The following is a 3,556-nucleotide window of genomic DNA, read 5'->3' as shown; positions in this document are numbered from 1 at the left end:
TGCGGGCCCGCGCCGCCGCCGACCTCTGTGGCGGCGACAAGGCCGACCGCAAGGCCCGCCGCGCCCGCCAGCGCAGCCACGTCACCGAGGCCCTCTTCGCCCTGATCTGGGATGCCGCCGGGTCGACCCGGGATCTCGAGGAGGCCGAATTCCGCATCACCGAGATGCGCGACCAGCTCGACGAGCTTTACGGCGACGAGGACGACCGGGTCGAGGACCGGCCGGTCGGTTCGGTCATCGCCGGCCTGGCCTGCGGCCTTCGCCTGTCCGAGCAATGGAGCCGCCGGGCCACCGACTGGTCCGACCAGCCCTTTCCGCCGCCGGCCGCCACCACCCCGGCCACGATCCGCAAGCGGCGCCGGGCCCGGCTGCACGAGCTGATGCAGCACACGCTCGACGGCATCGCCTCCGACCGGGTCCCCGCCCTCCGGGCCGGGCTGGAAGCCCGGCTCCAGGAGCCCGACGTCGAAGCGTTGATCGAGGCCGAGCCCCCGATGCGGGCCGCCCAACGCCTCTGTGCCTCCCTCGGCATCGACTTCGACGCCGCCTACCGGGAGCCGAAGGAACCCGACACCGGGTGACCGACCAGCCGGATGACCGGCCAGCCGGATGGGCCTGGGCCACCCCTCACCTGAAAGCGCTTCCCCTCTCCTTGGAAGAGGGAGGGACCCGTCGCGTTGGCGACGGGAGGGTGAGGGGGCGGCCTGGTGCCGAAAATGATGCGTCCGACCGATGCCCCTGGCGCAGCCCAGGGAGTCCGCCACGGCCACCGCCGCGGCGCAGGCGGACGGCATGACATCGGCAACGTTTCAACCGCGTCCCTTCCTGGACAGCGGTCGCCCCGGCGCGCTACAAGCGTCGGCTCGGCCGTCGGGTTCTCCGGGGCCGCACCACCAAGACGCCCAGGCCGACCATCCCCGATGCAGACCGTCAACGACATCCGCTCGACCTTCCTCGACTTCTTCGGCGAGAACGGCCACGAGGTGGTGGCATCCAGCCCGCTGGTGCCGCGGAACGACCCGACGCTGCTGTTCACCAATGCCGGCATGGTGCAGTTCAAGAACGTCTTCACCGGCATGGAGACCCGGCCCTACCAGCGCGCCACCACCTCGCAGAAATGCGTCCGCGCCGGCGGCAAGCACAACGATCTCGAGAATGTCGGCTACACCGCCCGGCACCACACCTTCTTCGAGATGCTGGGGAATTTCTCCTTCGGCGACTATTTCAAGGAACGGGCGATCGATCTGGCCTGGGGCCTGATCACCAGGGAATACGGCCTGCCCAAGGACAAGCTGCTGGTCACGGTGTACCACACCGATGACGAGGCGGCCGGGCTGTGGCGCCGCATCGCCGGCCTGCCGGACGACCGGATCATCCGCATCCCGACCTCGGACAATTTCTGGGCGATGGGCGACACCGGCCCCTGCGGCCCGTGCTCGGAGATCTTCTTCGACCACGGCCCCGGCATCGCCGGCGGCCCCCCGGGCAGCTCGGACGAGGATGGCGACCGGTTCATCGAGATCTGGAACCTCGTCTTCATGCAGTACGAGCAGGTCACCAAGGAGACGCGGGTCGACCTGCCGCGGCCGTCGATCGACACCGGCATGGGGCTGGAGCGCATCGCCGCCGTGCTGCAGGGCAAGCACGACAATTACGACATCGACCTGATGCGGGCCCTGATCGAGGCCTCGGCCGATGCCACCGACAGCGACCCGGATGGCCCGCACAAGATCAGCCACCGGGTGATCGCCGACCATCTGCGCGCGACGTCGTTCCTGATGGCCGACGGCGTCATGCCGTCGAACGAGGGCCGCGGCTACGTGCTGCGCCGGATCATGCGCCGGGCCATGCGCCACGCCCATCTGATCGGCGCGCGCGACCCGGTGATGTACCGGCTGGTGCCGGCGCTGGTGCGCCAGATGGGCGCCGCCTATCCCGAGCTGGTGCGGGCCGAGGCGCTGATCACCGAGACGCTGAAGCTGGAGGAATCCCGCTTCAAGCAGACCCTCGACCGCGGCCTGCGCCTGCTCGAGGACGAGACCGGCCGGCTCGGCTCCGGCCAGGCCCTGCCGGGCGAGGTGGCGTTCAAGCTGTACGACACCTACGGCTTCCCGCTCGACCTGACGCAGGACGTGCTGCGCGGCCAGGGCCGCACGGTCGACACCGCCGGCTTCGACACGGCGATGGAGCGGCAGCGCGCCGAGGCCCGGAAGAACTGGGCCGGCTCCGGCGAGGCGGCCACCGGCGCCTTGTGGTTCGAGTTGAAGGAAAAGCTCGAACCCACTGAATTCCTTGGATATGACACCGAGGTGGCCGAGGGCGTCGTCACCGCGCTGGTGGTCGACGGCCAGGTCGTCGACCAGGCCGGGCCGGGCGCCGAGGTCGTGGTCCTGGTCAACCAGACCCCGTTCTATGCCGAGAGCGGCGGCCAGATGGGCGACGCCGGCGCGATCACCCTGGCCGGGGGCACCGGCGGCGTCACCGTCGCGGTGCGCGACACCCAGAAGCAGGCCGGCGTGCTGTGGGCCCATATCGGCACGGTCCAGGCCGGCACGCTGAAGCTCGGCGACGCGGTCGAGCTGAAGGTCGACCATGCCCGCCGCGGCGCCATCCGCGCCAACCATTCGGCCACCCATCTGCTGCATGCGGCGCTGCGCCGCCGGCTGGGCGAGCACGTCACCCAGAAGGGCTCGCTGGTGGCGCCGGAGCGGCTGCGCTTCGACGTCAGCCAGCCGCGGCCGCTGACGCCGGAGGACATCGTCGCGGTCGAAGCCGAGGTCAATGCCCGGATCCGCGAGAACGCCGAGGTCACCACCCGGCTGATGACGCCGGAGGACGCGATCGCCGCCGGCGCCATGGCGCTGTTCGGCGAGAAATACGGCGACACCGTGCGCGTCGTCGGCATGGGCCAGGACGGCAACAGGGTCTATTCGCAGGAGCTGTGCGGCGGCACCCATGTCGGCCGCACCGGCGATATCGGCGCCTTCCGGCTGGTCTCGGAAGGGGCGGTCGCCGCCGGCATCCGCCGGATCGAGGCGGTGACCGGCGAAGGCGCGGTGTCCTATGCCGCCCATCGCGACACGCTGCTGGCCGACGCCGCCGCGGCGCTGAAGGTGACGCCGGACGAGCTGCCGGCCCGTCTGGCCGCTTTGGTCGAGGAGCGGCGGCGGCTGGAGCGCGAGGTCTCCGACCTGCGGCGCAAGCTGGCGACGGCGGGCAGCGGCGGGGCCGGGCCCGAGGTCAAGGACATCGGCGGGGTCAAGTTCACCGGCCGGATCGTCGACGACCTGCCGGCGCGCGAGCTGAAGCCGATGGCCGACGCTCTGAAGCAGCAGCTCGGCTCCGGCGTGGTCGCGCTGGTCGGCCGGGCCGAAGGCAAGTTGTCGGTCTGCATCGGCGTGACCGAGGATCTGACCGGGCGGTTCGATGCCGTGGCGCTGGTGCGCGCCGCGGCCGAGGCGGCCGGCGGCAAGGGCGGTGGGGGTCGCCCGGATATGGCGCAGGCGGGGGGGGCGGGTGGGGCCCCCGCCGCCCCGGGACGGGCCGCGGGGGGGGG

At 71.7% G+C, this 3,556-nt stretch carries 2 protein-coding genes; both read left to right on the top strand.

Annotated features, from left to right (window positions below):
* The coding region (locus AAHM41_RS39560; protein ID WP_342242134.1) for a hypothetical protein at positions 1 to 581 on the top strand (581 nt) is incomplete at its 5' end.
* Between the two features lie 339 nt (positions 582 to 920).
* Positions 921 to 3,556 (top strand): alanine--tRNA ligase (gene alaS, locus AAHM41_RS39555; RefSeq protein ID WP_342242133.1); only part of this gene is annotated, 2,636 nt, incomplete at its 3' end.

The organism is Inquilinus sp. OTU3971 (assembly GCF_038440215.1).
This window is presented reverse-complemented; position numbering and strand designations above follow the sequence as displayed.